Below are 25,937 nucleotides of genomic sequence, written 5' to 3' on the forward strand. Positions count from 1 at the left end.
ACCTCACCATGACGGTGACCAAGCGCAGCGGCCGCCGCGAGCCGGTCGATCTCAACAAGATCGTGCGCGCGGTGACGCGCAACGGCGAAGGACTGTTCTCCGTCGATCCGATGCGCGTGGCCACACGCACCATCTCCGGCCTGTACGACGGCGCCAGCACGCGCGAGCTGGATGAACTGTCGATCCGCACCGCCGCCCTGCTCACCGCCGAAGAGCCCGAATACGGTCGCCTGGCCGCGCGCCTGCTCGCGGGCGTGATCGAGAAGGAAGTCGCCGGGCTGGAGATCCACGCGTTCTCGCAATCGGTGCAGCGCGGGCACGAGCTGGGCCTGATCAACGACCGCCTGCTGACCTTCGTGCAGGCCAACGCGCGCAAGCTCAACGACGCGATCGACCAGTCGCTCAACGCGCGCTTCGACTACTTCGGCCTGCGCACGCTGTACGACCGCTACCTGCTGCGCCACCCGACCGCGCGCACGGTGATCGAGACGCCGCAGCAGTTCTTCCTGCGCATCGCCTGTGCGCTGAGCGAGGACGTGAGCGAGGCGCTGTCGCTGTATCGGCGTATGGCGCAGCTGGACTACATCCCGTCCTCGCCGACGCTGTTCAACTCCGGCACCACGCATGAGCAGCTGTCGAGCTGCTTCCTGCTGGACTCGCCCGACGACTCGCTGGAAGGCATCTACAAGCGCTACATGGACGTGGCCAAGCTCTCCAAGTTCAGCGGCGGCATCGGCCTGTCGTACACGCGCATCCGTTCGCGCGGCTCGCTGATCCGTTCCACCAACGGCCTGAGCAACGGCATCGTGCCGTGGCTGAAGACGCTGGACGCGTCCGTCGCGGCGGTGAACCAGGGCGGCAAGCGCAAGGGCGCGGCCTGCGTGTACCTGGAGCCGTGGCACGCGGACGTGGAGGAATTCCTCGAGCTGCGCGACAACACCGGCGACGAGGCGCGCCGCACGCACAACCTCAACCTGTCGAACTGGATTCCCGACGAGTTCATGCGCCGCGTCGAGAGCGACGGCGAGTGGTCGCTGTTCGATCCGGCGAAGGTTCCGCAGTTGACCGACCTGTGGGGCGACGCATTCGAGCGCGCCTACCACGCCGCCGAAGCGGCGGGCCTGGCGACGAAGAAGGTGAAGGCGCGCGACCTGTACGCGCGGATGATGCGCACGCTCGCGCAGACCGGCAACGGCTGGATGAACTTCAAGGACAAGTCCAACCGCGCGTGCAACCAGACACTGCGCGAGGGCAACGTCGTGCACCTGTCGAACCTGTGCACGGAGATCCTGGAGGTCACCTCGCAGGACGAGACGGCGGTGTGCAACCTGGGCTCGATCAACCTCTCGCACCACGTCGAACTCTTCGAGGAAGGCCCGGTTCACGGCGAATCCGGCCGCTTCGATTTCGACAAGCTCGCCGAGACCGTGCGACTGGCCGTGCGTCAGCTCGACCGCGTCATCGACCTCAACTTCTATCCGATCGAAACCGCGCGCCGCGCGAACCTGAAGTGGCGCCCGGTGGGCCTGGGCGTGATGGGCCTGCAGGACGTGTTCTTCAAGCTGCGACTGCCGTTCGACTCCGAACCGGCGCGTGCGCTGTCGAGGAAGATCGCCGAGAACATCTATTTCCACGCGCTGTGTGCATCCAACGAACTGGCGATGGAACGCGGACGCCACCCAAGCTTCGCCGACACGCGCGCGGCACAGGGCGAACTTCAGTTCCAGGCCTGGGGCGTGGAGCCCGAGGACATGGAGCGCTGGGACGGCCTGCGTTCGCGCATCGCCGAGCACGGGCTGCGCAACTCGCTGTTGATCGCCATCGCGCCGACGGCGACGATCGCGTCGATCGCCGGCTGCTACGAGTGCATCGAGCCGCAGGTGTCCAACCTGTTCAAGCGCGAGACGCTGTCGGGTGATTTCCTCGTCGTGAACCGTTACCTCGTCGATGAGCTCAAGACGCTGGGCCTGTGGACGCCGGAACTGCGCGACCGCATCAAGATGTCGGAAGGCTCGATCCAGGGCGTCGAAGCGATCCCCGAATCGCTGCGTGCGGTGTACCGCACCGCGTGGGAGCTGCCGATGCGTTCGCTGATCGACATGGCCGCCGATCGCGGCGCCTTCATCGATCAGAGCCAGTCGCTCAACCTCTTCATCGAGAGCCCCAACATCGGCCAGCTGTCGTCGATGTACATGTACGCCTGGAAGAAGGGCCTGAAGACGACGTATTACCTGCGTTCGCGCCCAGCCACCAAGATCGCCAAGGCGACGGTGAGCGGCGCGGCCGCGCAGTCGCCTGCGCCGGCATATACGCCGACGGAGGCTGTCGCCTGTTCGCTCGAGAATCCCGAGGCCTGTGAGGCCTGCCAATAATTCGTCCCCCAGCAACAGGAGTGTGAAATGGCAAAGAAGCCCGAAAACCACGGCAAGGCCTGGACTCCGAAGCAAGAGTCGGAACTGAAGAGTCTCGCAGGCGGAAACACCCCCACGCGCGTAATGGGTCTGAAGTTGGGTCGAACGGAAGACTCCGTTCGCGGGAAGGCAGCTGACTTGGGGGTTTCGCTGAAACCTACGAATCAGGCGCCTTACAACCGCCGCAAAACCTGATTCGAACAATCTTAAGTTCTTCCTCACTTGTTCCTCCAGCCGCTCGGCGCCAAAGACCTGCACTCCCTCCCCTGATGGAGGTCGTGGCGTCCCGCGGCTGGAGGACAAGGTTCAAGCCGAGAGCGCCATGACCGAACGCAACCGCCTGCTCGACCCGGGCTTCGACCTCACCCTGCGGCCGATGCGCTACCCGCAGTTCTACGAGATGTACCGCGACGCGATCCGCAACACGTGGACGGTCGAGGAGGTCGATTTCTCGCTGGACGTCAACGACCTCAAGCACAAGCTCGGCCCCGCCGAGCGCCACCTGATCGAGCGACTGGTCGCGTTCTTCGCCACCGGCGATTCGATCGTCGCCAACAACCTGGTGCTGAACCTCTACCAGCACATCAACGCGCCCGAAGCGCGCATGTACCTCTCGCGTCAGCTGTACGAGGAAGCGCTTCACGTGCAGTTCTACCTCACCCTGCTCGACACGTATCTGCCCGATCCGGTCGCGCGCGCGAAGGCGTTCGCGGCGGTGGAGAACATTCCGTCCATCCGCGCCAAGGCGGAGTTCTGCTTCAAGTGGATCGATTCGATCCAGGACCTGCAGCGCATCGAGACGACCGCGCAGCGCCGCCAGTTCCTGCTGAACCTGATCTGCTTCGCCTGCTGCATCGAGGGCTTGTTCTTCTTCGCGGCCTTCGCCTACGTCTATTACCTGCGTTCGCGCGGCCTGATGCATGGGCTCGCGTCGGGCACGAACTGGGTGTTTCGCGACGAGAGCTGCCACATGGCGTTCGCGTTCGAAGTGATCGACACCGCGCGCGCGGAGGAGCCGGAGCTGTTCGACGACGAGCTGAAGGCGCAGGTCGTGCGGATGCTGGAAGAAGCCGTGGAGTGCGAGATGCAGTTCGCACAGGACGTGCTCTCCGGCGGCGTCGCCGGGCTCTCGCCCAAGGACATGCGCCAGTACCTGCAGTACTGCGCCGACCAACGCCTGGCGCAACTGGGCCTGCCCAAGCATTTCGGCGCGACCAACCCGTTCGCGTTCATGGATCTGCAGGACGTGCAGGAAGTGACCAACTTCTTCGAGCGGCGCGTCTCGGCCTACCAGGTCGGCGTCGAAGGCGAAGTGGCGTTCGACGCGGCGTTCTGACCGCGTCACGACCGGCTTCACGGCCGGCGGTGGATACTCCGCGCGCCCGTCACGCCGGAGTAGCCGCCATGCATCCGCTCAAGCAAGCCCTCTTCGCCACCGCGCTGGCGGGCATCGCATTCGCGGTGGCATCGCAACCGGCGCCGCAGCGCGCGGCGCCGGCCGCATCCCGCGCACCGGCGACCGACATCGGCCCGTCGAATGTCGTGCAGGCCGCGACCGAGGTGGCGCAACTGATCGACGGCGGGCGCATTGCCGAAGTGTGGGACGGCTCTTCGCCGGTCAGCCAGCGCGCGATCACGCGTGACAAGTTCGTCGCCGAGGTCAACGCGCAGCGCAAGCCGCTCGGTGCGCCGACCTCGCGCCACTGGATCGCGGTGACGCGCAACGCGGTGCAGGGCGACAAGACGGTACCAAGCGGCATGTACGTGAGCGCACGCTTCGAAACGCACTTCGCGGGCAACCGGATCGCGGAAGAGCTGTTCTCGTTCCGCTACGACGAAGACAGCACCTGGCGACTGAGCGGCTACTGGATCAAGTAACCGCTCCCGCCCGCGACCTCAGGCCGCGGGTTTCTCGCGCAACAGGCTGATCGCGAAGCCGGCGACCAGCAGCGCGCCCGCCACCAGCAGCGCCCACAGCAGCCACGTTTTCCAATCGCGCGGGGCCGGCGCGGGCGTGAGCGCGGACGGACCTGCGAGTGCGGCCGATGCACCCAGCGTCGCCGTGGCCGGCTGCCATTGCGCACCGCGCTGCGCGCGCATGGCCTCGATGGTGGTGGCAAGCGGCGCATCGGCGCGCGCGGCGCGTGCACTGCCGGCGACGAGAACGAAGGGTTCCGTGCCCTGCGCGACGAAGACCAGCGCTTCGGGCCGATATCCCAGTCGCAGCCGCGGCGCGTCGCCCTGGCTCGCGCCACTCATCGGCGTCAGGCGCCAGAGACGGTCGCGATGCACGGCGTGCAGCGGTTGCGGCGGCGAAGCATCCGATCCCAGGCGGTACGCCGTCCACGGCTGCGCTACATCGCGCCACGGTGCCGTGGCGTCGTCGCGCGCCTGCAAGCGCCAGGCACCGGTGCTGTTGCCGGGCAGCGATAGGTCGGCCTGCGCCACCGGGAAGCGTCCGTCGAGCGCGAACTCGTAGTGCACGCGCTTGTCGGCGTCCTCAACGCGCTGTCCGGTGAGTACGCGCCACTGCCATTGCGGCGTCGGCGCCACGGTCTGGAGTTCGGCGGTGATGCCGCTCAACTGCAACGCCTTGGCATCCCTGTCGGTTGGCAGTACGCGCAGATAGCGCGCTTTCACCGGCTGGATTTCGATGCGATCGCGCACGATGCGTTGTCCGGCGTTGGCCAGCTCGACCAGATGCGCGTCCTCGGCGACCGTGCGCCACTCACGCAGATCGTCCGATGCGTCCACGCGCACGGACAGATCGAACAGTGTCTGTGTGTCCGTCCAGCGGATGCGCAGCGCCTGGATCGGCGCGTCCACGCGGCTGGCGTCCAGCACGAAGCCGTTTCCCACAACGGTGCCGCCGTTGCCGCTTCGCCATTCGACGCGGCGAAGGCTGCCATCGGTGGCGATCTCGCTGATCGAGGCGATGTCCGGTGCGCCACGACGCTGCGCGGGCAGCGGGAACCAGGGAAGCTCGACGGTGCGTGTACGCGGTGTTTCCGGCGACGAAGGATCGAGCAGCGCCGCGGGCACGGCCCGGGCTTGTGCATCGAGCACATCAAGGTCGGCAAGCATGGGCGACTGCAACTGCCGGTACACCGATTCGTCCAGCACGACGCGATAGGCGCCTGCATCCGGCGAATCCAGGCGCAACGGCCATTGCCGCGCGTACTGGGCACCCGCGTTCGCCGCCAACGGCATCAGCAGGAGCGCAAGCAGTGCCTTCATGCGAGGTGCCTTCTTCATGCGGGTTCGCCCTGTGCGGAAGCGGTGTCGTCGTCATGCCTCGGGGGCACCGGCGCGATGTAGCCCACCACGGTGCACAACAGGCCGTATGCGATGAACGATGCGATGCCCAGCACGTTGCCCAGATTGCTGCGATCCACCAGCAGCAGCTTGGCCAGCACCACGCCCATCAGCACCGCGCCCGCGAGCCACAGGCCGCGCTGGCCGCGACGCGAGCCGAGCACCCAGCCGATCACGCCGAGCACGCTCCACGTCACGCTCAGGCTGGTCTGCGCGAGGCTGGTCGACAACAGATGGCCGTCCCATGCGACACCGCCCCAGTGGTGCACGGTGCGCAGCACGCTCAGGGTGATCAGCAGGAAGCCGGCCAACGACAGGCCCAGCGGTCGCCGGCTGCGTAGTGCATCCGGCGCCTCGTCGGACCACAACCAGCGCGCCAGCAGCACGAGCACCGCCAGTTGCGCCAGTTCGAGCGGATTGAGCAGCGGGATCCACGGCAGCGGCGCACCGCCGTCGGCCATGAACAGCGCGATCACCCAGCCCAGGGCCAACACGGCGAAGTAGCTGGATTGCAGCGCCTGGCGATACGCGTCGAAGCGTTCTCCCAGCGGCACCGACAGCCACGACCAGCGGAACAGGCTCAGCGCCGCAAGCACGCACCACGGCAATGCCAACCCCAGCGCACGCCATCCGCCTGCAAGCCCGAAGCGCTCGCTCACCCACTCCAGCAACAGCGACAGCGACAGTGGCCACACCAGCCACCAGACGAACTGCGCCCATGCGGCCAGCGTGTGTTCGCTATGGCGCAGGCAGACCAGACTGCGCACGCCGAGCACCGCATACATGAGCCAGGCGGCCGCGCCGTAACCTGCGAACGGATGCCCGTGGACATTCGTCTGTTCGATCGCGACGGGCACCGCGCAGGCGATGGCAGCCAGCGTCGTCAACGCGAGCGCCGCCCAGGCATGGCGACGCTGCACTTCCGCCGCAATCCAGCCGGTGGCGGCGATCACCACGAAGACGACATCGACGCGGTGTTCGTGCAACACGAAACGCGAAACCTCGTGCACCGCATTGCCCATCCACCAGGCCAGGCCCCACGCGTAGAACGCGAGCGCCATCGGCGAGCCGCTCGAATGCCTGCGATAACTCCACGCGCTCGCGAAACCCGCCAGTGCGATGAGCAGCGCGCTCATGAACGCAGGGTTGGCGATGGCCGTGACATCCAGCGACACGCCCTGGGTGAACGCCACCGCCGCCAGCACCTGCAACGCAGCACCGCCGACCTGCGGGAAGCGGCGCTGCTGGCGCAGGCCGAGCCACACCAGCGCGGCACCTTCGAGCGCGAATACGGACGCCGTCGCGCGCGCCGACAAGGCCAGCGGCACCGCCAGCGTCGCGAATCCGACCGCCAGCAGCGCGTACATCGGCACCAGTGCGGCATAGCCCGCACGCCGCCGCAGCCATGCCGCCAGCAGCGCGTAGATCGCCGCCAGCCCCAGCGCGTTGAACGCGAGCGGCAGGCGGTCGCCCGCCAACAACGCGGCCTGCATCGAGAACGCCACCAGCGGCATGCCGAAGACGAGACAACCTTCGACCAATCCGCGGCGGCTTTCCGGCTGCCGGCGTGCGTGCAGCAACGGGATCGCCAGGTACAGCGCGAAGAACAGCAGCAGGAAGGGTTCGGTGGTCGTGAATTTCTCAGGCCGGTAGTCGAACACGCCCCACATCGCGCCGATGCCGAAAGTGAAGACGAAACCAAGCAGGTTGAGCACGCGCCACGATTTCCACCAGGCGACGCCGACGATGGCGAGATTGAGCACGGCGTAGTACGAGAACAGCGCGACGTGGTTGCCGCTGCCCGTCGACAGCCAGATCGGCGCGAGGAAACCCGCGAGCAGCGCGAACACGGCCAGCGCCTTGGCGTCCTGCAACACGGCGAGCGCTCCGGCGCCGGCCACCAGCAGCATGCTCAGCGCGAACGCGGGCCCCACGTCGAGCAAACCGTAGAGTTTGAACGCCGCGAACACCGTCAACAGCAGGATGCCGATCGCGCCGCCCTGCAGGCTCAGCGCGAAGCTGCGGTTGTGTTCGCGCTTGCGCCATGCGAACACGAGCGCGGCGAGCGCGGCGGCCGCGATCCCGGCCAGGCGCAGCTCGATGGGCATGCGCATCCAGCCCTGGTCGCTGGCGTACTTCAGCAGCGATGCGACACCGGCGAAGAGCACGAGGATGCCGATCTTGACGGGCACATTGCCCGTCATGAACCAGCGTTTCACCGCACGCAGGCCCAACGTGATGGGATCCGGGCGCGGTGGCGCGGCCGCGGGGCGTGGAGGCATGCGCGGGCGTTCGACCTGCGGCATCGCAGGCGTTTCCATCCCCGACGCGGCCGTGATGGGCGGCGCCTCGCGGCGCGGCGGTGGCGGCGCAGCGGCGCGCACGGGTTCGGCGACGCGCGGCGGCGAGTCGGGCGCAGGAGCGTGGACGGGAGCGCGAGGCGGAGTGCTCGTGCGACGCAATGCATCAAGCTGGTGTTCGAGATCGGCGACGCGCGCCTTCAATCCACTCAGCGACACCAGCGCCACGATCACCAGTACCGGCAGCGCCAGCACCGCGAGCACCAACAGGACCAACAGTCCTTCCATGCGGTTTCCCCTGGCCGGTCACCGCCGGGCGGCGGTCTCATGATCCGGCCCCATCCGGATCGCAGCCTCGACGAAACCCACACGCATTGCAACCAGCCCGGTGCTGGAAAAAGCCCTGTGGACTTACGGCGCGGCTATCGCCTCGATGCCGCCCACGGACCGTCCCGACCGATCAGACCGTCGGCAGACCGAGCGGCAAGGTGCCCTTCTTCTCCAGCAGGCCCAGGCCGTAGCGCAGGCTGTAGCCGATCTTCTCGGCGTAGGCGCACACGCGCTCGACCTGCTCGGGCGGCAGCACCTCGCGCGCGGTGGAACGCCACAGCGAGAGCCAGCGGTCGAAGTGTTCCAGGCGGATGGGATGCGGACGATGCGCGGCCATCGGATTGCCGCGATAACTGCGCGTGCCCAGCGCGACCGACGACCAGAACTCCGTCAGCATGCGCTTGTGTTCGGGCCAGTCGTCGATGGCGGCGTTGAAGACGGGGCCGAGTTCGGGATCGGCGCGGACCTGCTCGTAGAAGCGATCGACCAGCGTCGCAAGGTGCTGCGGGGTGAGTCCGTCGACGGCTTCGCCGGTGTCGGGTTCGGGCGTGTCGTTCATGGCTGGGTTGTGGGGCCGGAGCATGAAAAAACAAGGGCCGGCATGTGCCGGCCCTCGTCGTTGATCATGCGTCGCGGATTACTTCGCGACGACCTTGACCATTTCCAGGCACTTGTTCGAGTAGCCCCACTCGTTGTCGTACCAGCTGACCAGCTTGACGAAGGTGCCGTCGAGCGCGATGCCGGCTTCGGCGTCGAAGATCGAGGTGCGCGTGTCGCCGCGGAAATCGGTGGCGACGACCTTGTCCTCGGTGTAGCCCAGGATGCCCTTCAGCGCGCCTTCCGACTGCGCCTTCATTTCAGCGCAGATCTCGGCGTACGTAGCGGACTTGTCGAGTTCCACGGTCAGATCGACCACCGACACGTCCGACGTCGGCACGCGGAACGCCATGCCCGTGAGCTTCTTGTTGAGCTCCGGAATCACCACGCCCACGGCCTTCGCCGCGCCCGTGCTGGACGGAATGATGTTCTCCAGAATGCCGCGGCCGCCGCGCCAGTCCTTGTTGGACGGGCCGTCGACGGTCTTCTGCGTCGCGGTGGCGGCGTGCACGGTGGTCATCAGGCCACGCTTGATGCCCCACTTGTCGTTGAGCACCTTGGCCAGCGGCGCGAGGCAATTGGTGGTGCACGAAGCGTTGGAGATGATCGCCTCGCCGTTGTACTTGGTGTGGTTCACGCCGTAGACGAACATCGGCGTGTCGTCCTTCGACGGGGCCGACAGCACGACCTTTTTCGCGCCGGCATCCAGGTGCTTCTGCGCGGTGGTCTTGTCGAGGAACAGGCCGGTGGATTCGATGACGACATCGGCGCCGACCTCGTCCCACTTCAGGTTCGCCGGATCGCGTTCCTGCGTGAGGCGGATCTTCTTGCCGTTGACGATGAGCGTGTTGCCTTCGACCTTCACGTCGCCCTTGAAGCGGCCGTGCACGGAGTCGTAGCTGAGCATGTAGGCCAGGTAATCCGGCTCCAGCAGGTCGTTGATGGCGACGATCTCGATCTCGCCAGCGAAGTTCTGCACGGCCGAGCGCAGCACGTTGCGCCCGATGCGGCCGAAGCCATTGATGCCAACCTTGATGGTCATGAGTTGCAAGCTCCTGCGGCCGCGCCCGGCGCGGCGGGTGGACGGGACAAGCCCGAATGGGGACAGCGGGGAGCGCTCATTCTAGCAGCGAGGCATCGGGCCGGCCGCAGGGACCCGTTCCGAGAGCTGAATTGATCATGATCAAACGCCCGTTTGGTGCCGCGCGGAGACTTGTAAGCGTTCCCACACCGAGCCCATACGAGGCACTTCCATGCAAAAGCCCCTCCTCGCCTGCGCCGTCGCCCTGGTCCTGGGCGCCGCCGTTTCGCCCGCCTTCGCCCAGTCCCAGGGCGATTGGACGCTGGGCGTCGGCATCCACGCGGTCGACCCGAAATCCGATAACGGCCGCCTGGCCGACGGCGCGCTCAAGGTGGACGTCGACACCGACGTCAAGCCGACCCTCACCTTCGAATACTTCGTGCGCGACAACCTGGGCATCGAGGTGATCGCCGCATGGCCGTTCGAGCACGACATCGCGATCGCGGGCCTGGGCAACGTGGGCAGCACCAAGCAGCTGCCGCCGACGGTGTCGCTGCAGTACCACTTCAACAGCAAGGGCAAAGTCTCGCCGTTCCTGGGCGCGGGCATCAACTACACGACCTTCTTCAGCGAAGACACGCGCGGCGCACTTGAAGGCGCCCGCATCAAGCTGGACGACTCGTGGGGCCTGGCCGCTCACGCGGGCCTGGATTTCGCCGTCGGCGAGCGCAGCGCGATCCGCGTCGACGCACGCTGGATCGACATCGACACCGACGTGAAGCTCAACGGCGCGGGCATCGGCACGGTCAACATCGACCCGATCGTGTACGGCGCGGCGTATGTCATGAAGTTCTGATCCACGCCGAAGCGCAGGCCGACGCGCGAAAGCGCTCGGCCGGCAATCCGGGGAACGGGCTGTGTCGGCTAAAGTGGCCGGCATGGCCCGACTTCTTTTCGCCCTTGCCCTCGCCTCCTTCCTCGTCCCGCATGAGGCCTTCGCCTGGGGCCGCCTCGGCCATCGCCTGGTCGCCGCCCTCGCCTGGGACGACCTGACGCCGCAGGCGCGCGCGCAAATCACCTCGCTGCTGGAAGGCGAAGCCGATCCCACCCTGCCCGGCATCGCCAGCTGGGCCGACGAACTGCGCGACAACGACCCGCAACTGGGCAAGAAGACCAGCCGCTGGCATTACGTGAACATCGCCGAGGACGACTGCCACTACGACGCGGCGAAGCACTGCGCGAACGGCGACTGCGTGGTCGAAGCGATCCGCGCGCAGACGGCGATCCTCGCCGACACGAAGCGACCGAAGGCCGAGCGCCTGCAGGCACTGAAGTTCGTGGTGCATTTCGTCGGCGACGTCCATCAGCCGCTGCACGCCGGGTTCGGGCGCGACAAGGGCGGCAACGATTTCCAGCTCAATCTCGACAGCCGCGGCACCAACCTGCATTCGCTGTGGGACAGCGGCATGCTCAAGGACGCCGGCCTGGAAGAGGCAGCCTGGCTGCAGCGCCTGCGCTCGCTGCCGCTGGCGGTGAAACTGCCGAGCCCGCCGCTGCGGCCGCCGGCGACGCAGTGGGCGGAAGCCTCGTGCCGGATCGTCCTGCGTCCGGGCTTCTATCCGGCGAAGGCGTCGATCGGCCCGGACTACGCGCAGACCTGGCTGCCGCTGGCCGAAGAGCAACTGCGACGCGGCGGCACCCAACTGGCGGTCATGCTCAACGCCGCGCTGGCGCGCTGAGCCTTCACGCGCGGCGATCACTTCGGCCGCACCGATCGGCTAGATTTGGCGCGACGGGCCCTCCGGCCCGGATGCGGAGGCCTTCGATGATCCCCGACGTCCATCCGTTCTTCCACGCCGACAGCAACACCTGGACCTACCTCGTCCGCGATCCGTCGGGCCCCGCCGCCGCGATCATCGATCCGGTGCTCGACTTCGACGCCAAGGCCGCGCGCACGTCCACGCAGTCGGCGCAGCAACTGGTCGACGTCGTCCGCGGGAACGGCCTGCACGTGCAGTGGATCATCGAGAGCCACGCGCACGCCGATCACCTGAGCGCGGCGCAGTGGCTCAAGGCGCAGTGGCCCGGCGCGAAAGTCGCCATCGGCGAAGGCATCCGCGAGGTGCAGAAGGCGTTCGCGCCGGTGTTCAACCTCGACGACGGATTCACTGCGGATGGCTCGCAGTTCGATCGCCTGTTCCGCGACGGCGACAGCTTCCGCATCGGCGCGATCGAAGCGCGCGTGATCGCCGTGCCCGGCCACACCAGCGACAGCTGCGCTTACCTGATCGGCGATGCGCTGTTCACCGGCGACTCGTTGTTCATGCCCGACGGCGGCACTGCGCGCTGCGATTTCCCGGGTGGCGACGCGCGTGTGCTGTTCCGCTCGATCCGGCGCCTGTTCGACATGCTGCCCGACGACACGCGCGTCTTCGTCTGCCACGACTACGGCCCCGGCGGGCGCGAGGTCGCGTGCGAAACGACCATCGGCGCGCAGCGGCGCGAGAACATCCACGTGCGCGACGGCACCGGCGAGGACGACTACGTCGCGCTGCGCACCGCGCGCGATGCGACGCTGGCGATGCCGGCGCTGATCCTGCCCGCCGTGCAGACCAACATCCGCGCCGGTGCGTTGCCTTCGCCGGAGTCCAACGGCGTGCGCTACCTCAAGATTCCGATCGACCGCCTCTGACTCACTCATGCCGACCTCATTCACTCCGGTTTCCGCACTGATCGGCGGCGCGCTGATCGGACTGGCTGCCACGTATCTCCTCGCCACGCTGGGCCGCATCGCGGGCATCAGCGGCATCGTCAACGCGGCGGTCGACCGGCGCGAGGAACGCGGCTGGCGGCTCGCCTTCCTCGTCGGAATGGTGGCGGCGGCGGGGGCGTGGTTCGCATGGTCGGGCGCCGTGCCGCGCACGGACTTCCCGTGGGCATGGCTGGTGATCGCCGGGCTGCTGGTCGGCTTCGGTACGCGGCTGGGCAACGGCTGCACCAGCGGCCACGGCATCTGCGGGCTGGCGCGGTTCTCGAAGCGTTCGCTGTGGGCGGTAGCGGTGTTCATGGGCAGCGCGTTCGTGACCGTGTATCTGGTGCGACACGTCGCGGGAGCATCGCCGTGAGGCGCATCCTCCATGCGCTCGTGGCCGGTGCGGTGTTCGGCCTCGGGCTCGCCGTGTCGCAGATGACCAGCCCGGACAAGGTGCTCAACTTCCTCGACCTCACCGGTCAGTGGGATCCATCCCTGGCGCTGGTGATGGGCGGTGCACTCGCCGTGGCGATGCCCGGATTCGCCTGGTTGCGCTCGCGCGGATGCACGCTCGACGGCGGCTCCCTGCCCGCGCCGCCCGCCGCGCGCATCGACCGCCGTTTGCTGATCGGCAGCGCGCTGTTCGGCATCGGCTGGGGACTGGCGGGCTACTGCCCGGGGCCTGCGCTGGCCAACCTGGCGCACGGCAGCGCCGATGCGATTGTGTTCGTCGTCGCGATGCTGGCAGGCTCGCAACTTGCACGACTTCTTCCGGAACTCCGCCCATGACGCGTTCCTTCTCCGTGATGCTGGCTCTGCTGGCCTTCACCGCGCCCGTCGCGATCCGCATCGACGACGATGCGGCGAAATCGCCGTGACCGATCGCCATCGCCCTCGCTAAGCTCTCGCCATGGAACCGCGCCCCGCTCCCCTTCAGTTCGATTCGCTCGATGCCGCCGTCGAGTTTCTGTTCACGCGCATCGAGGGGCCGCTGCATATCGGCGCCCCGCTGGGGCTGGGCAAGCCGCACCGGCTGCTCAATGCGCTTTACGCGCGCGCCGAAGGCGATGCCTCGCGACCGCTGCACCTGTACACCGCGCTCTCGCTCGATCCGCCGAGTGGCGGCAAGGGGCTGGAAGCGCGTTTCCTCAAGCCGTTCGTCGAGCGCCATTTCGGCGCCGACTTTCCGCGCCTGGCCTACGTGCAGGCGCTCAAGCGCAATGCGCTGCCGGCGCACATCGAGATCGAGGAGTTCTACCTCCAGGGCGGCGCGCTGCTGAATTCGGTGCCGGTGCAGCGCCGCTACGCAAGCCTGAACTACACGCATGTCGCGCGTGCCCTCGCCGACCGCAAGCTCAATGCGATCGTGCAGAAAGTCGCGCGTTCGCCCGATGGCGCCCGGCTGTCGCTGTCGTGCAATACCGACCTCACCTTCGACGCGCTGGACGCCATCGCCGAACGCGGCCTGCCGCGTCCGGTGCTGATCGCCGAGATCGACCCGCGCCTGCCCTGGCTGGGCGGCAGCGCGACGGTGGCGCCGGAGTTCTTCGATGCCATCGTGATGCCGCCGGGGCCGTATCCGAAGCTGTTCGGCCTGCCGCGCCAGCCGGTGAACGACGCCGACTACGCCATCGGCTTCCATGCCAGCACGCGGGTGCTGGATGGCGGGACGCTGCAGATCGGCATCGGCGCGCTGGCCGATGCGCTGTGCCATGCCCTGGTGCTGCGCCACGTCGACAACGACGCCTATCGCGGCGTGCTGCGCGCCCTGAATTGCCCGAACGCGGACGACGCGGCGCTGGCCCCGTTCGAGCGCGGCCTGTACGGCTGCAGCGAGATGATCAACGAGGGCTTCCGCAAGCTGGTGGAAGTCGGAGTGATCAAGCGCCGCGTGGTGGACGACCTGGCGGCGATGCAGCGCATCGAACGCGGCGGACCCAGTGCGCACGACCTCGCGCTGCTGGAGGAGAAAGGCGAGTTCCTGCACGGCGCGTTCTACCTCGGCTCGCCGGAGTTCTACGGCTGGCTGCGCGACCTGCCGCCCGACGTGCGCCGCTGCATCGGCATGAAGCGCGTGGGCGAAGTGAACGACCTGATCGGCGACATCGCCCTGGAACGCCTGCAACGCCGCGACGCGCGCTTCTTCAATACCTGCATGATGGCCACCGCACTCGGCGCGGCGGTGTCCGATGCACTGGAAGACGGCCGCGTCGTCTCCGGCGTCGGCGGGCAATACAACTTCGTGGCGATGTCGCATGCGCTGCCGGACTCGCGCTCGGTGCTGATGCTGCGCGCTACCCGCGAGGCTCGCGGAGAGGTCACGTCGAACGTGGTCTGGAACTACGGCCACACGACCATCCCGCGCCACCTTCGCGACACGTACATCAGCGAGTACGGCATCGCCGACGTGCGGGGTCGCGCCGACGAGGACTGCGTGACGGCGATGGCGGCCATCACCGATTCGCGATTCCAGGCGGCACTGCTCGACACAGCCAAGCAAAACGGCAAGTTGCGCGCGGATTTCACGCCGCCGGCCAACGCGACGCGCAACACGCCCGAGCGCCTCGGCGCGGCGCTACGACCGTTCCGCAAGAACGGCGCGTTGCCCGACTACCCGCTCGGCAGCGATTTCACGCCGGTGGAGCAGCGATTGGTGAAGGCGCTGGCGTGGCTGAAGGCGAACACCGCCACGCGCGGCGCAAAGCTGCGCACGGTATGGCGGGCGTTGTCGGCACGCGCGGAGGATTCCGAGGCCCTGCAGCGCATGCAGCTGGACTCGCCAAACAGTTTCGGCGAGCGTCTGGAAGCAAAGCTGGTCAGCCTGGCGCTCGCGGCGACGCGCTGACCGTTTCGGCGCGCGGCGCCGTGGTGTCGCGCTGGCCGAGGTAGCGCGTGATCGCATCGCCGCTGAGCGCGATGCCCGCCATCGCCATGACCCAAAGCCCGGCCTCGCGCGCGCCCGCCTGGAGGCGCACGCGCCAGTGCGCGAAGCGTCCCTGCAGATGCCGTCCGAACGCCAGGTTCAGGCCGACGAGCAACAGCGGCGGCGCGACGAAAATAAGGTTGTAGACGAGCAGCAACGGCAGCCATCGTGTTGCCGCGATCCCCTCGGCGGTCATCAGCGCGACGGCGGCGAAGTACGGCAGCGCGGTCGTCAGCTCTTCCAGCGTGACCGTCGCACCCAGCAGCGCCATGCCAAGCAGTCCACCGACGCGCGGTTCGCGTTGCGTATCCGCGGCGACCGAGACATTGGGCGCAAGCACGGCGTAGGCGAACAGCGACAGACCGATCGCCAGTTGCACCGCCAACACCACCGGATGGTCCAGCGCATCGCCGAACCGGCGCACCACCGCGCCCGCGCCGAGCATCAGCGCGATGCCCATCGACAGGTACGCGACGAAGATGCCGGCGATGTACGCCAGCAGGCGCGAGGTCGCACCGGGTCGCGCCAGCCACCACAGCGCCACCGCGAGCGCGGACGGGTTGATGGAATCGATGACCGCCAGACCAAGCACGGGGATGGCGAGGCTTTCCATGTCTGCGCCCTGCGAGTGAGGTTTGGCGGCAGTCTAGTGATACCGCACGCCACGGTGTCCGTGCCGGAAGTTACTTTCTTTCGACGACCCGCGGCTCCCGGGCCCCAAACGAAAGAAGCGGCCGAAGCCGCTTCTTTCGCAATCGTCGATGGCGGGCGCCGTTTACAGCGCCTTCGCCGCCTCGACCACCTTCTCCACCGTGAAGCCGAAGTACGGGAACAGCTTCTCCGCCGGCGCCGAAGCACCGAACTCGTCGATGCCGATCACCGCACCGTCCAGACCCACGTACTTGCGCCAGAAACCGGTGACGCCGGCCTCGATCGCCACGCGCTTGCGGCAGGCGTTGGGCAGCACGGATTCGCGGTAGGCCGCGTCCTGGCGGTCGAATACGTTGGTCGACGGCATCGACACCACACGCACCTTGTCGCCGAGCTGCTTGGCCGCGTCCATCGCCAGGCCGACTTCCGAGCCCGTCGCGATCAGGATGATTTCCGGTGCGCCCACCGAATCCTTCAGCACGTAACCGCCGCGTTCGATGTTGGCGATCTGCTGCGCGTCGCGCGTCTGGTGCGGCAGGTTCTGGCGCGAGAAGACGAGGCAGCTCGGGCCGTCGTGGCGCACGATCGCGGCCTTCCAGCACGCGGCCGATTCCACCGCGTCGCACGGACGCCACAAGTCGTTGTGCGGGATGTAGCGCAGCGAGGCGAGGTGTTCGATCGGCTGGTGCGTCGGGCCGTCCTCGCCCAGGCCGATGGAGTCGTGCGTGTAGACGTGGATGGCATGCGCACCCATCAGCGCGCTCATGCGCACGGCGTTGCGCGCGTAGTCGCTGAACACCAGGAAGGTCGCATCGAACGGGATGAAGCACTCGTGCAGGCCCAGGCCGTTGCTGATCGCGGTCATCGCGAATTCGCGCACGCCGTAATAGACGTAGTTGGCGTTGGGGTCGTCGGTGGCGACGGACTTGCTGGCCTTCCACAGCGTGAGGTTGGAATGCGCCAGGTCGGCCGAACCGCCGATCAGTTCCGGCAGCAGCGGCGCGAAGGTCTCGATGGCCATCTGCGAGGCCTTGCGCGAGGCGATCGTCTGGCCATCGGCCTGCACCTTGGCGATGTACTCGTCGGCGGCCTTGATGAAGCCGTCCGGCAGCTTGCCGCGCGAACGGCGCGTGAGTTCGGCGGCCGGTTCCGGGAACTGCTTGGCGTAGGCGTCGAACAGCTGGTTCCAGGCCTTTTCTTCCGCGGCGTGGTCGCGCTTGCGCCAGCCGTCGTAGATGGCCTGCGGAATCTCGAACTCGCCGTAGTTCCAGCCCAGCGCGGCGCGCGTGGCGGCCGCTTCGTCCTTGCCCAGCGGCGCGCCGTGCGAGGACTCCTTGCCGGCCTTGTTCGGCGAACCGAAACCGATCGTGGTGCGGCAGCAGATCAGCGTGGGCTTGTCGGTGGACTTCAGCGCCTGCTCGATGGCGGCCTTGATCTTCTCGCCGTCATGACCGTCGACGCCGCGGATCACGTTCCAGCCGTAGGCTTCGAAACGCTTGGGCGTGTCGTCGGTGAACCAGCCGTCGGTGTTGCCGTCGATGGAGATGTGGTTGTCGTCCCAGAAGGCGACCAGCTTGTGCAGGCCCCAGGTGCCGGCCAGCGACGCGGCTTCGTGCGAGATGCCTTCCATCAGGCAGCCATCGCCCATGAACACCCACGTGCGGCTGTCGACGACCGGGAAGCCTTCACGGTTGAAGCGCTGCGCGAGCAGCTTCTCCGCCAGCGCCATGCCGACCGAATTGGCGAAGCCCTGGCCGAGCGGACCGGTGGTGGTCTCGATGCCGGGCGTCATGAAGTTTTCCGGATGGCCCGGCGTCTTGGAATGCAGCTGGCGGAAGTTCTTCAGCTCGTCGATCGACAGGTCGTAACCCGACAGGTGCAGCAGCGCGTACTGCAGCATCGAGCCGTGGCCGTTGGACAGCACGAAGTGGTCGCGATTGAACCAGTCCGGATTGGCCGGGTTGTGGCGCAGGTAGTCGTTCCACAGCACTTCGGCGATGTCCGCCATGCCCATCGGCATGCCGGGGTGGCCGGAGTTGGCGGCCTGCACCGCGTCGATGGCGAGGAATCGGATGGCGTTGGCGAGGTCGCGGCGGCTGGGCGTCGTCATGGGCGTCGGGCGGTCTTCGGCTGCGGGGAAGGGGCCGCGCGGTGGCCCGGGCATGCGCCGGGCCGGGCGGCCGCCCATTCTCCCACCCCTCAGCCTGGATGTCGCCCCGTGGCTGCGCCGGACAAGCCGGAGGCGGCGATCAGGCCTCGGTGGCGGGCGGCAACTCGGACGGTGCGTCGGCTTCGCCCTTCGAAACGACGGTCGCCAGCATCAGGTCGCCGGTCACGTTGAGCGTGGTGCGGCACATGTCGAGGAAGCGGTCCACGCCCAGGATCAGGCCGATGCCCTCCGGCGGAACGCCCACCATGCCGCAGATCAGCGCGACCACCGGCAGCGAGCCCGCCGGCACGCCGGCCGTGCCGATGCCGCCGAGGATGCACACGAACATCACCGTGAACTGCTGCGCCAGGGTCAGCTCCACGCCGAAGAACTGCGCCAGGAACAGCACCGTCACGCCTTCGAACAGCGCCGTGCCGTTCTGGTTCGCGGTGGCGCCCACCGTCAGCACGAAGCGCGAGACGCGGTTGGGCAGGTGCAGCTTCTCGTCGGCCACGCGCAGCGACGTCGGCAGCGTCGCGTTCGACGATGCCGTGGAGAACGCCATCACCATCGCTTCCTGGATGCCCTTGAAGAAGGCAATGGGCGAGTAGCCGCCGGCGAACTTCAGCACCAGCGAATAGACCACGAACTGGTGCAGCGCCAGTGCCAGCACCACCACGCCGACGTACGCGCCCAGGCTGCGCAGCAGCTCCCAGCCGAACAGCGCCGCCAGGTTGAACATGAAGCAGAACACCGCATACGGCGCGAGGCGGATCACCAGGCCGATCAGCGTCATCGACACCTGGAAGAGCCCTTCGATGCCGCGCTGCAGGGTTTCGGTCGCCTTGGTGCGCGTGAGCACCAGGCCGATGCCGAGCATCAGCGCGAAGAACATCACCGCCAGGATGGTGTTGTCGGCGGCGGCCTTCACCACATTGTCGGGGACGATCGAGATCAGCATGTCCAGCCCCTTGGGCTGGTTGCCGGCACTGCCGACGATGGCGCTGGCGCGTTCGGCACCTTCGTTGAGCAACAGCTGCGCGCGCGCCGGGTCGATGCCCGCGCCCGGCTGCAGCCAGTTCACCAGCAGCAGGCCGAGCAGGACCGCGATGCCCGACACGACGATCGTATAGGCCAGCGTCCGCCAGCCGATGCGTCCGAGCGAACGCACATCGCCCATCTCCGCCACGCCCATGACGAGCGCCGAGAACAGCAGCGGGATGACGAGCATGAAGATCAGACGCAGGAACAGCGTGCCGGCCGGCTGCGTGACGTAGGTCGTGAGCCACTCCACCCAGCCGGCGTGGGCGCCGGAGGTGTAATGCGCGACGAGGCCCAGCACCAGGCCCGTGGCGAAGCCGATCGCCATCTTCCAGTGCAGCGGCATCTTGGACTTGCCGGCGCCGGTCTTCGTATCGGTCATTCGCGGGTTCCCCAGGGCGTGATGCGGAAAAACCCGGCGAGCTTAGCAAAAAGCCCTTTCCGGGCCGTGTGCCGTGGACGGCCGGATCAGCCTCGCCCGCGTTCAGGCGGATACAACGGCGCCAGCGGGGAGGGCTCGGTCGCGGCCTGCGCATGCCACTTCGGCCCCTGCGCGAACGCTTGGCGCAGATGTTCGCGCGCGGTCACCGCGCTGCCGCCGCCCCAGCGCGCGTGCTGCAGGACATCGAGGGCTTCGCGCTGGCGCGGATCGGCCAGGCGTGCGCGCACGGTGTCGAGGTCGCGCGCCGGTGGGCGCGCGAGCGCGCACAACGCGTCGGCCACGTCGCCCAGGTCGCCGCGGTCGATCAGGCGCTTGAGGTCGATGTGCTGGCCCGGCGACGGAGGTTCGTCGGCACGCGGCACCGCCGCGACCTTCGCCGCATCGCTGCGATGCAGGCCCCACACCAGCGTGAACAGCCACAACGCCGCGAACAGCAGTGCGGCGAGCACCCAGATGCGATTGGCGCCGCCCAGGTCCGCGAACGACGACACCGGCGCGCGAGCGGCGATGTCGACGCCGGACGACGGTGCGGCGTTCGGCGCGGGCGTGCCGTTCGTCGATGCCGTCGACGTACCGGGCAACACGGTCCATGACAGCGGCGGCAGCGCCGTGGTCTGCGCGCTGCCGTCGCGCACGTTCCACCAGCGCATCTGCATGCCGGCCAGTTGCACGTTGCCTTCGCGGGCGGGCACGAGCGAGAAACGGCGCGTGAGCTTCACGCGCGGACGTCCATCGACGAAACGCTCGTCGGCCTGCACGGGCTCGGCGAACACCTGCACGCCGTCGATCGGCGGCAGCTGGAGTTCGGGCATCTGCGCCGCCATCGCGCCATCGGCGAGCGCTTCGACGGTGACCGTGGCCGCGCTGCCCACGCGCAGTTCCTGCGGATTGGACTGGTAACGCAGCGTGAGGTTCTGCAACGGCAGCCACGGCTGCGGTGCGTTGGCCGGCGCCGCTTGCACGTCGAGCTTGCGCGGCGTGCCCTGCGCTTCCAGTGCGCCGCCACGGCCGCCGAGCAGATCGTCGAAGAAGCCGCCCGCGCCGCGCCCTTCGAAACGCGCGGGCGGAATCGTCAGCACGCCGCTGCGCTCGGGCACCAGCAGGAAGCGGCGTTCGACGATGTGGTAACGGCGCCCGCCGATGTCGCGCTGGTACTGCGCATCGTCGCCGACACGCTGCAGCGAGGCGCCTTCCGGCGCGTCCTGATCGAGCTGCCCGGAGATCAGCGGCGTCGCCGAATACAGCCGCACCACCCAGCCCACCGATTGCTGCACGTAGGGATCGGGATCGTCCGCTTCGCTTTCGATGAACACGTCCTCCGTGCGCGTGGCCGACGGTGCGGCGGCAGGCGCGACGGTGATCGGGATCGGCTGCGTGCGCAGGCTGCCGACGTTGAGCGCGGGGATCGTGATCACGCCATCGCGGCGCGGACGCAGCGCTACCGCGTACAGCGTGCGGATCGTGCTGCGGCCGTTGTTCATCAGGAATTCGCGACGGCTCGTGCGACCGCTGACGAAGAAATCGGTGAGCAGCGGCGCGTAGTCGGGTTCACTTGCGGTGGTCGCCGCGGTGCTCTCGATGTTGAGCGTGACCGTTTCGCCCATCGCGATGCGATCGCGGTCCAGCCACGCGCGCACCTGCGCGGAGGCGTCCAGACTGATCATCGCCAGCAATATCAGCAGTGCGACGCGCGGGAGCAGACGTGCAATGGCGCGGCGCGCGGTGTCGGGAATCGCGGTGTTCATTCGTTGCCCTCGCCCGTGGAACGGCGACGTTCGTGCTCGATGCGGAACTTCTCGCGCAGCAGGCCGCCCGGGTCGTCCGGCACGCGGCGCAGCCAGGCTTCGTTCGCCAGGCGCTGCTCGCGTTGCTGCGGTGTCTCGTTGCGTACTTCGCCGGGCTCGCGCGGTTGGCCGGTGGCGCCGCGCTGCTGCTCCAGTGCACGCTGCATGCGTTCGCGCTGGGCGGCGTCGGCCTGGCGTTGTGCGTCGGCGTCGGCCGGCGCGCCTTCGGGATTCGGCTCGGGCGGTTGCTGGCCGCTCTGCGGATTGGGCTGTTGCGCCTGTTTCTGCTGCGGCTCTTGCGGCTGTTGTTGCTGGTCGGACGGGCTCTGTCCGGACTTGGGCTGATTGTCCTTGGACTGCGAAGATTTATCGCCCGCGCCGCCGGACGGTGGCTTCTTCTTCATCGCCGCTTGCACCGCGCGCTTGTTGGCGAGTGCATCGGGCATGTCCGGCTGGCGCTTGAGCGCTTCATCGTAGGCCGCGATCGCCTGCGGAAGCTGGCCCGACTTCGCCAGCGCGTTGCCGCGGTTGTAGTGCGCGTCGGCGCTGTCGGCGCGTTGGTACTCCTGTGCCGCCGCCGCGAAGTCGCCGCGACGGTAGGCGGCATTGCCTTCGTCGACGCGTGCGTGTTCCACCTGGTCGGCACGCCGCCACCAGTCGGCGGCTTTCGCCGGCGTCCACAACACGCACATCGCGATGACGGCCAGAGCAGCACGACGTCGGAATGCGAGCAGCGCCAGCAGCATCAACGGCGGCAGCAGCCAGTAGCCTTCGTCCCGCCATGCGTTGCCACGCGCGCCGTCAACGCGGGTCGCGTCGTCGACGGTGCCGGGATCGAGCACGCCCAGCGCGCGCAGGTCGCCATCGTCCGCGGCGATGTCCGCGTAGCGCCCCCCGCCGGCGGAGGCAAGCCCGCGCAGCGAGCCGCCATCGAGGCGCGCCGTCGCAAACGTGCCGTCGCCGCGACGGAACGGCGCACCCGCCTGGCTGCCAAGACCGAGCACGTCCACGCGATACCCCTGTCGTGCCGCGCTCGCGGCCGCGTTGTTTGCGGCATCGTCGGCGTGGTCGCTCATCACCAGGATGCGGCCGCGATCGAAACCTGACTGCTTCAGCAACTGCGCCGACCACGCGATCGCCCGATCCACGCGCTGGCCGTCGACAGGCATCACTTCCGGCGACAGCGCGTCGAGGAACAAGGCGACGTTGGCCGCGTCTTCCGTGAGAGGCGCGACGGTGAAGGCGTCGTCGGCGAATGCGACCAGCGCGACCTGCCCACCCTCGCGTTCGCGCAGCAGCGTGGAGAGCTTGGCGCGCGCCTGCGCGAGGCGTGACGGCGGCAGGTCGGCCGCAAGCGCGGCGCTGGAGAGATCGACCGCGACCACCAACGGCGTGCGGCTTTGCCAGAGCGGCTGCGGGGTCTGGCGCCAGCTCGGCCCCGCAAGCGCCAGCACCGCCAGCACGTACGCAACCATCGCAATCGACACGCCCCAGCGCACTCGCGCATTGCCGCGCTCGACCAGCAGGTGCGGCAGCAGGTGCGCATCGACGTTCTCGCGCCACACGCTGCTGCGACGACGACGCACCCGCCACAACCCGACCAGCACCGGCAGCGCAAGCAATGCCCACAGCCACTGCGGGCGAAGCAGGTGCAGTGACGCGAGCGAGAAGTCGGCCAGCGCGTTCATGCCTTCCTCCGCGACGGCCAGGCGAACGCCAGCAACGCGAAGGCGAATGCGGCGCCGAGCGGCCACGGATAGCGCTCGATGCGCGGACGCACCGCCTGCCCCGGGCGCTCGATCGGTTCGAGCCGGTCGATTTCCGCGTAAATACCGGCCAGTTGCGAGGTGTCGCGGGCGCGGAAGAAGTGGCCGCCGGTGCTGCGCGCGATCTCGCGCAGCGTGGCTTCGTCGATCTCGTCGCCGCCGCCCGGCATCGGCACGGGCAGGCCGAACAGCGACATCGTGCCTTCGCCGCCGAAGGCGATGGTGTGGATGCGCACGCCCTCGGCCTTCGCGATCTCGGCCGCCTTCTTCGGTTCGAGCAAGCCTGCGGTGTTGACGCCGTCGGTGAGCAGCACCAGCACGCGCTGCTCCGTCGGCTGCCCGCGCAGGCGCTTGACCGCCAGCGCGATGGTGTCGCCGATGGCGGTCTCCTGCCCGGCCAGGCCGATCACGCTGTCTTCCAGTTGCTGGCGCACCGAGGCCAGGTCGAGCGTGAGCGGCGTGAGCGCGTACGCGCGGCGCCCGAATACGATCAATCCGACGCGATCGCCGCGTCGGCGATCGAGGAAATCCGCGAGCACCGCCTTCGCGGCGGTGAGGCGATCGACGGTGCGTCCGCCCAGTTCCATGTCGGGTTCGCGCATGCTGCCGGACAGGTCGAGCGCCAGCATCAGGTCGCGGCCCACTTGCGGCGGCTGCACCGCGTCCCCCAGTTGCTGCGGTCTTGCGGCGGCGATGCAGAGCAGTATCCAGCCCAACCAGACGAGCCAACCCGCGCGCGAACCGAACGCGGTGCGACCGCCTGCATGCGCGACGCGATCGAGGCGATCGCCGAACGGCACGCGCAGCGCGGCCGATGACGGCTGCTTCGCCGCAGGCAGCAGCCAGCGCGCGAACAACGGCAGCGGCAGCGCCAGCAGCATCCACGGCCACGCGAAGGCGTCGTGCAACTCGAGGAACGGAGCCAGGAACGCGTCCATCAGGTCGCGTCCATCCATTGAAGGAAGCGCTCGCGCGCCAGCGCACGCAGTGCGTCGACCTCAGCGGGATCGACATCGCGCCGGAAGCCGCCATCGAGCAGCAGCCGTCCCGGCCCCTGCGAGAAATCCGTGCGCATCGGCGCCTTGCGCGGGCGCTTCGTGGCGGCGTCCAGATGCAGCAGCCAGGCCTCGCCCTGCAAGGTGTCCGCCGCTGCGTCGCGACGACGTGCTGCGCGGCGCAGCAGCTCGGAGATGGCCGCGACCTGCTGCGGCGGTGTCGGCGCCGCTTCGACCTGGTGGTCGAACAAGCGCACGATCGCCACGCGCCGTCGGCGAGCGCGTGCGCGCCACCACGCAAGCAACACGATGGCCGCGATCGCCACGCCCGCCAGCACCCACCAACCCGGTGCCGGCGGCCACCACGACGGCGCCGCGGCGGCATGGATGTCGCGCAGCACGAGTCCGCCGCCCGCCATCACGCCACCAACGGCGGGTTGCGGCCGAGCAGCGGCAGCCACGCCCCGCTTTCGGCTTCGGTGGACAAGGCCTGCACGCGCACGCCGCGCGCAGGCAGTTGCGCGAGCGCGGCGTCGAGCGGCCGCACGAATTCGTTGCGCCAGGCTTGGCGTTGTGCGGCGACGGACAGGTCGACGTCGACGCGGTGCGATTCGTCCTCGAACGGCAGGGATGCCTTCGGCGGTGCGGTTTCCAGCGGATCGGTGAGCAGCAGCACGATCACCTCGTGGTGATGCGCCAGCGCCGGCCAACGTTGTGCGGGCAGTGCCGCCACGCTCTGCGGATCGGCCAGCACGACCAGGCGCGAACCGGGTCGCAGCAGGCGCTGTGCATGATCGAGCGCGACGCCGAGCCCGGCATCATCGTCCGGCGCATGCGCGTACCAGCGCGTCAGCGCATCGAGCACGCGCAATGCACCGCGCGGTCCGGCGGCCGGTGCGATCGGCGCTTCGCGGCGGCTGCCGCGCAATGCGGCGATGCGATCGCCATCGCGCACCGCCGCCCACGCGGCCACCGCGCCCGCGCGCGCCGCCTGCACCGACTTGAAGCGCACGCGAGTGCCGAAGTACAGGGTCGGCGCGGTGTCGGCGACGATCAGGCTCAGGCGTTCGCGTTCGGCCTGGAACAGCTTGGTGTGCGCGCGACCGGTGCGTGCAGTGAGGCGCCAGTCGATGTGGCGTGCGTCGTCGCCGGCGACGTACTCGCGCGATTCGGCGTACTCCATGCCGCGCCCGCGCAGCGGCGAGAGCGCGTGCCCGCTGACGCCGAAGCGGCCGCGCATGGCGGGACGACGTCCCGCGACAGCCTGCCGCAAGGCGACCAGCTCCGGCAGCGTCGGCACGACGCCGTTGCCGGGTCCTTCGTCGCGAGGATGCGCTTCGTCAGCCATGGATCGAAAGAGAAAGCGTGCAGGTGGATGCGGTATCGCGGGCCGGAAATGGAATGCGAACGGATGCACGCATCGCGGTGTGTCGCCGATCGAAGTGCGTCGCGCTGTTCGT

At 68.4% G+C, this 25,937-nt stretch carries 21 protein-coding genes; 9 read left to right on the plus strand and 12 right to left on the minus strand.

What is annotated here, in order from left to right; translation table 11 throughout:
* Positions 1-8: 8 nt before the first annotated feature.
* From JI752_RS11685 to JI752_RS11695, 3 genes are all read left to right on the plus strand, one after another.
* On the plus strand, positions 9-2,372 hold the full coding sequence (locus tag JI752_RS11685; protein WP_254200710.1) for a ribonucleoside-diphosphate reductase subunit alpha: 2,364 nt from the start codon (positions 9-11) through the stop codon (positions 2,370-2,372).
* 361 nt (positions 2,373-2,733) lie between these two features.
* Positions 2,734-3,747, plus strand: a complete 1,014-nt coding sequence (locus JI752_RS11690; RefSeq protein ID WP_216964030.1) for a ribonucleotide-diphosphate reductase subunit beta — start codon at positions 2,734-2,736, stop codon at positions 3,745-3,747.
* A gap of 68 nt (positions 3,748-3,815) precedes the next feature.
* Positions 3,816-4,289, plus strand: coding sequence for a DUF4019 domain-containing protein (locus tag JI752_RS11695; protein ID WP_216964031.1), 474 nt, complete (start codon positions 3,816-3,818; stop codon positions 4,287-4,289).
* A gap of 18 nt (positions 4,290-4,307) precedes the next feature.
* Here the strand turns inward: JI752_RS11695 and JI752_RS11700 are convergent, their stop codons facing one another.
* From JI752_RS11700 to gap, 4 genes are all read right to left on the minus strand, one after another.
* Complete coding sequence (locus JI752_RS11700) at positions 4,308-5,666, minus strand: DUF3999 domain-containing protein (RefSeq protein WP_254200567.1); 1,359 nt, start codon at positions 5,664-5,666, stop codon at positions 4,308-4,310.
* Positions 5,663-8,314, minus strand: coding sequence for a DUF2339 domain-containing protein (locus JI752_RS11705; RefSeq protein ID WP_216964033.1), 2,652 nt, complete (start codon positions 8,312-8,314; stop codon positions 5,663-5,665). Before JI752_RS11705 ends, JI752_RS11700 begins: the two co-directional genes overlap by 4 nt.
* Before the next feature lie 172 nt (positions 8,315-8,486).
* Entirely contained in the window at positions 8,487-8,915 is a 429-nt protein-coding gene (locus JI752_RS11710) for a group III truncated hemoglobin (protein ID WP_216964035.1), read from the minus strand.
* A gap of 78 nt (positions 8,916-8,993) precedes the next feature.
* Positions 8,994-9,995, minus strand: a complete 1,002-nt coding sequence (gene gap / locus JI752_RS11715) for a type I glyceraldehyde-3-phosphate dehydrogenase (RefSeq protein WP_216964036.1) — start codon at positions 9,993-9,995, stop codon at positions 8,994-8,996.
* A 211-nt stretch (positions 9,996-10,206) separates the two neighbouring features.
* Between gap and JI752_RS11720 the strand changes: the two genes are divergently transcribed.
* From JI752_RS11720 to JI752_RS11745, 6 genes are all read left to right on the plus strand, one after another.
* Positions 10,207-10,830 (plus strand): OmpW family outer membrane protein, encoded by a 624-nt coding sequence (locus JI752_RS11720; protein ID WP_216964038.1) that lies wholly within the window; start codon positions 10,207-10,209, stop codon positions 10,828-10,830.
* Positions 10,831-10,912: 82 nt separating this feature from the next.
* Positions 10,913-11,713, plus strand: a complete 801-nt coding sequence (locus tag JI752_RS11725) for a S1/P1 nuclease (RefSeq protein ID WP_216964040.1) — start codon at positions 10,913-10,915, stop codon at positions 11,711-11,713.
* Positions 11,714-11,799: 86 nt separating this feature from the next.
* Positions 11,800-12,666, plus strand: a complete 867-nt coding sequence (locus JI752_RS11730; protein ID WP_216964042.1) for an MBL fold metallo-hydrolase — start codon at positions 11,800-11,802, stop codon at positions 12,664-12,666.
* Positions 12,667-12,673: 7 nt separating this feature from the next.
* The gene (locus JI752_RS11735) at positions 12,674-13,099 is read left to right on the plus strand and encodes a YeeE/YedE family protein (protein WP_216964044.1); all 426 of its coding nucleotides are present in this window, start codon (positions 12,674-12,676) and stop codon (positions 13,097-13,099) included.
* Positions 13,096-13,515 (plus strand): YeeE/YedE family protein, encoded by a 420-nt coding sequence (locus JI752_RS11740; protein WP_345777344.1) that lies wholly within the window; start codon positions 13,096-13,098, stop codon positions 13,513-13,515. The genes JI752_RS11735 and JI752_RS11740 overlap by 4 nt, the downstream gene beginning before the upstream one ends.
* Positions 13,516-13,636: 121 nt before the next feature.
* A complete protein-coding gene (locus JI752_RS11745; protein WP_216964046.1) occupies positions 13,637-15,571 on the plus strand; it encodes an acetyl-CoA hydrolase/transferase C-terminal domain-containing protein in 1,935 nt (644 codons plus the stop codon).
* Here JI752_RS11745 and JI752_RS11750 read toward each other — a convergent pair.
* The 8 genes from JI752_RS11750 to JI752_RS11785 form a co-directional block, all read right to left on the minus strand.
* Entirely contained in the window at positions 15,543-16,262 is a 720-nt protein-coding gene (locus JI752_RS11750) for a GAP family protein (RefSeq protein ID WP_216964048.1), read from the minus strand. The two genes, JI752_RS11745 and JI752_RS11750, sit on opposite strands and share 29 nt — an antisense overlap.
* 162 nt (positions 16,263-16,424) lie before the next feature.
* Positions 16,425-18,410 carry a transketolase gene (tkt, locus tag JI752_RS11755; RefSeq protein ID WP_216964050.1) on the minus strand — a complete coding sequence of 662 codons (1,986 nt, stop codon included), beginning with the start codon at positions 18,408-18,410 and terminating at the stop codon, positions 16,425-16,427.
* A gap of 139 nt (positions 18,411-18,549) precedes the next feature.
* The gene (locus tag JI752_RS11760) at positions 18,550-19,872 is read right to left on the minus strand and encodes a dicarboxylate/amino acid:cation symporter (protein WP_216964052.1); all 1,323 of its coding nucleotides are present in this window, start codon (positions 19,870-19,872) and stop codon (positions 18,550-18,552) included.
* Positions 19,873-19,958: 86 nt separating this feature from the next.
* Complete coding sequence (locus JI752_RS11765; protein ID WP_216964054.1) at positions 19,959-21,677, minus strand: BatD family protein; 1,719 nt, start codon at positions 21,675-21,677, stop codon at positions 19,959-19,961.
* Positions 21,674-23,404, minus strand: coding sequence for a VWA domain-containing protein (locus JI752_RS11770; RefSeq protein ID WP_216964056.1), 1,731 nt, complete (start codon positions 23,402-23,404; stop codon positions 21,674-21,676). The genes JI752_RS11765 and JI752_RS11770 overlap by 4 nt, the downstream gene beginning before the upstream one ends.
* The gene (locus JI752_RS11775; protein WP_216964058.1) at positions 23,401-24,420 is read right to left on the minus strand and encodes a VWA domain-containing protein; all 1,020 of its coding nucleotides are present in this window, start codon (positions 24,418-24,420) and stop codon (positions 23,401-23,403) included. Before JI752_RS11775 ends, JI752_RS11770 begins: the two co-directional genes overlap by 4 nt.
* Positions 24,420-24,896 (minus strand): DUF4381 domain-containing protein, encoded by a 477-nt coding sequence (locus JI752_RS11780; RefSeq protein ID WP_216964335.1) that lies wholly within the window; start codon positions 24,894-24,896, stop codon positions 24,420-24,422. Before JI752_RS11780 ends, JI752_RS11775 begins: the two co-directional genes overlap by 1 nt.
* Positions 24,896-25,825, minus strand: coding sequence for a DUF58 domain-containing protein (locus JI752_RS11785; RefSeq protein WP_216964060.1), 930 nt, complete (start codon positions 25,823-25,825; stop codon positions 24,896-24,898). The genes JI752_RS11780 and JI752_RS11785 overlap by 1 nt, the downstream gene beginning before the upstream one ends.
* Positions 25,826-25,937: the final 112 nt, after the last annotated feature.

It is taken from the genome of Lysobacter sp. MMG2 (genome assembly GCF_016735495.2).
In the GTDB taxonomy this organism is placed as follows: Bacteria; Pseudomonadota; Gammaproteobacteria; order Xanthomonadales; family Xanthomonadaceae; genus Lysobacter_J.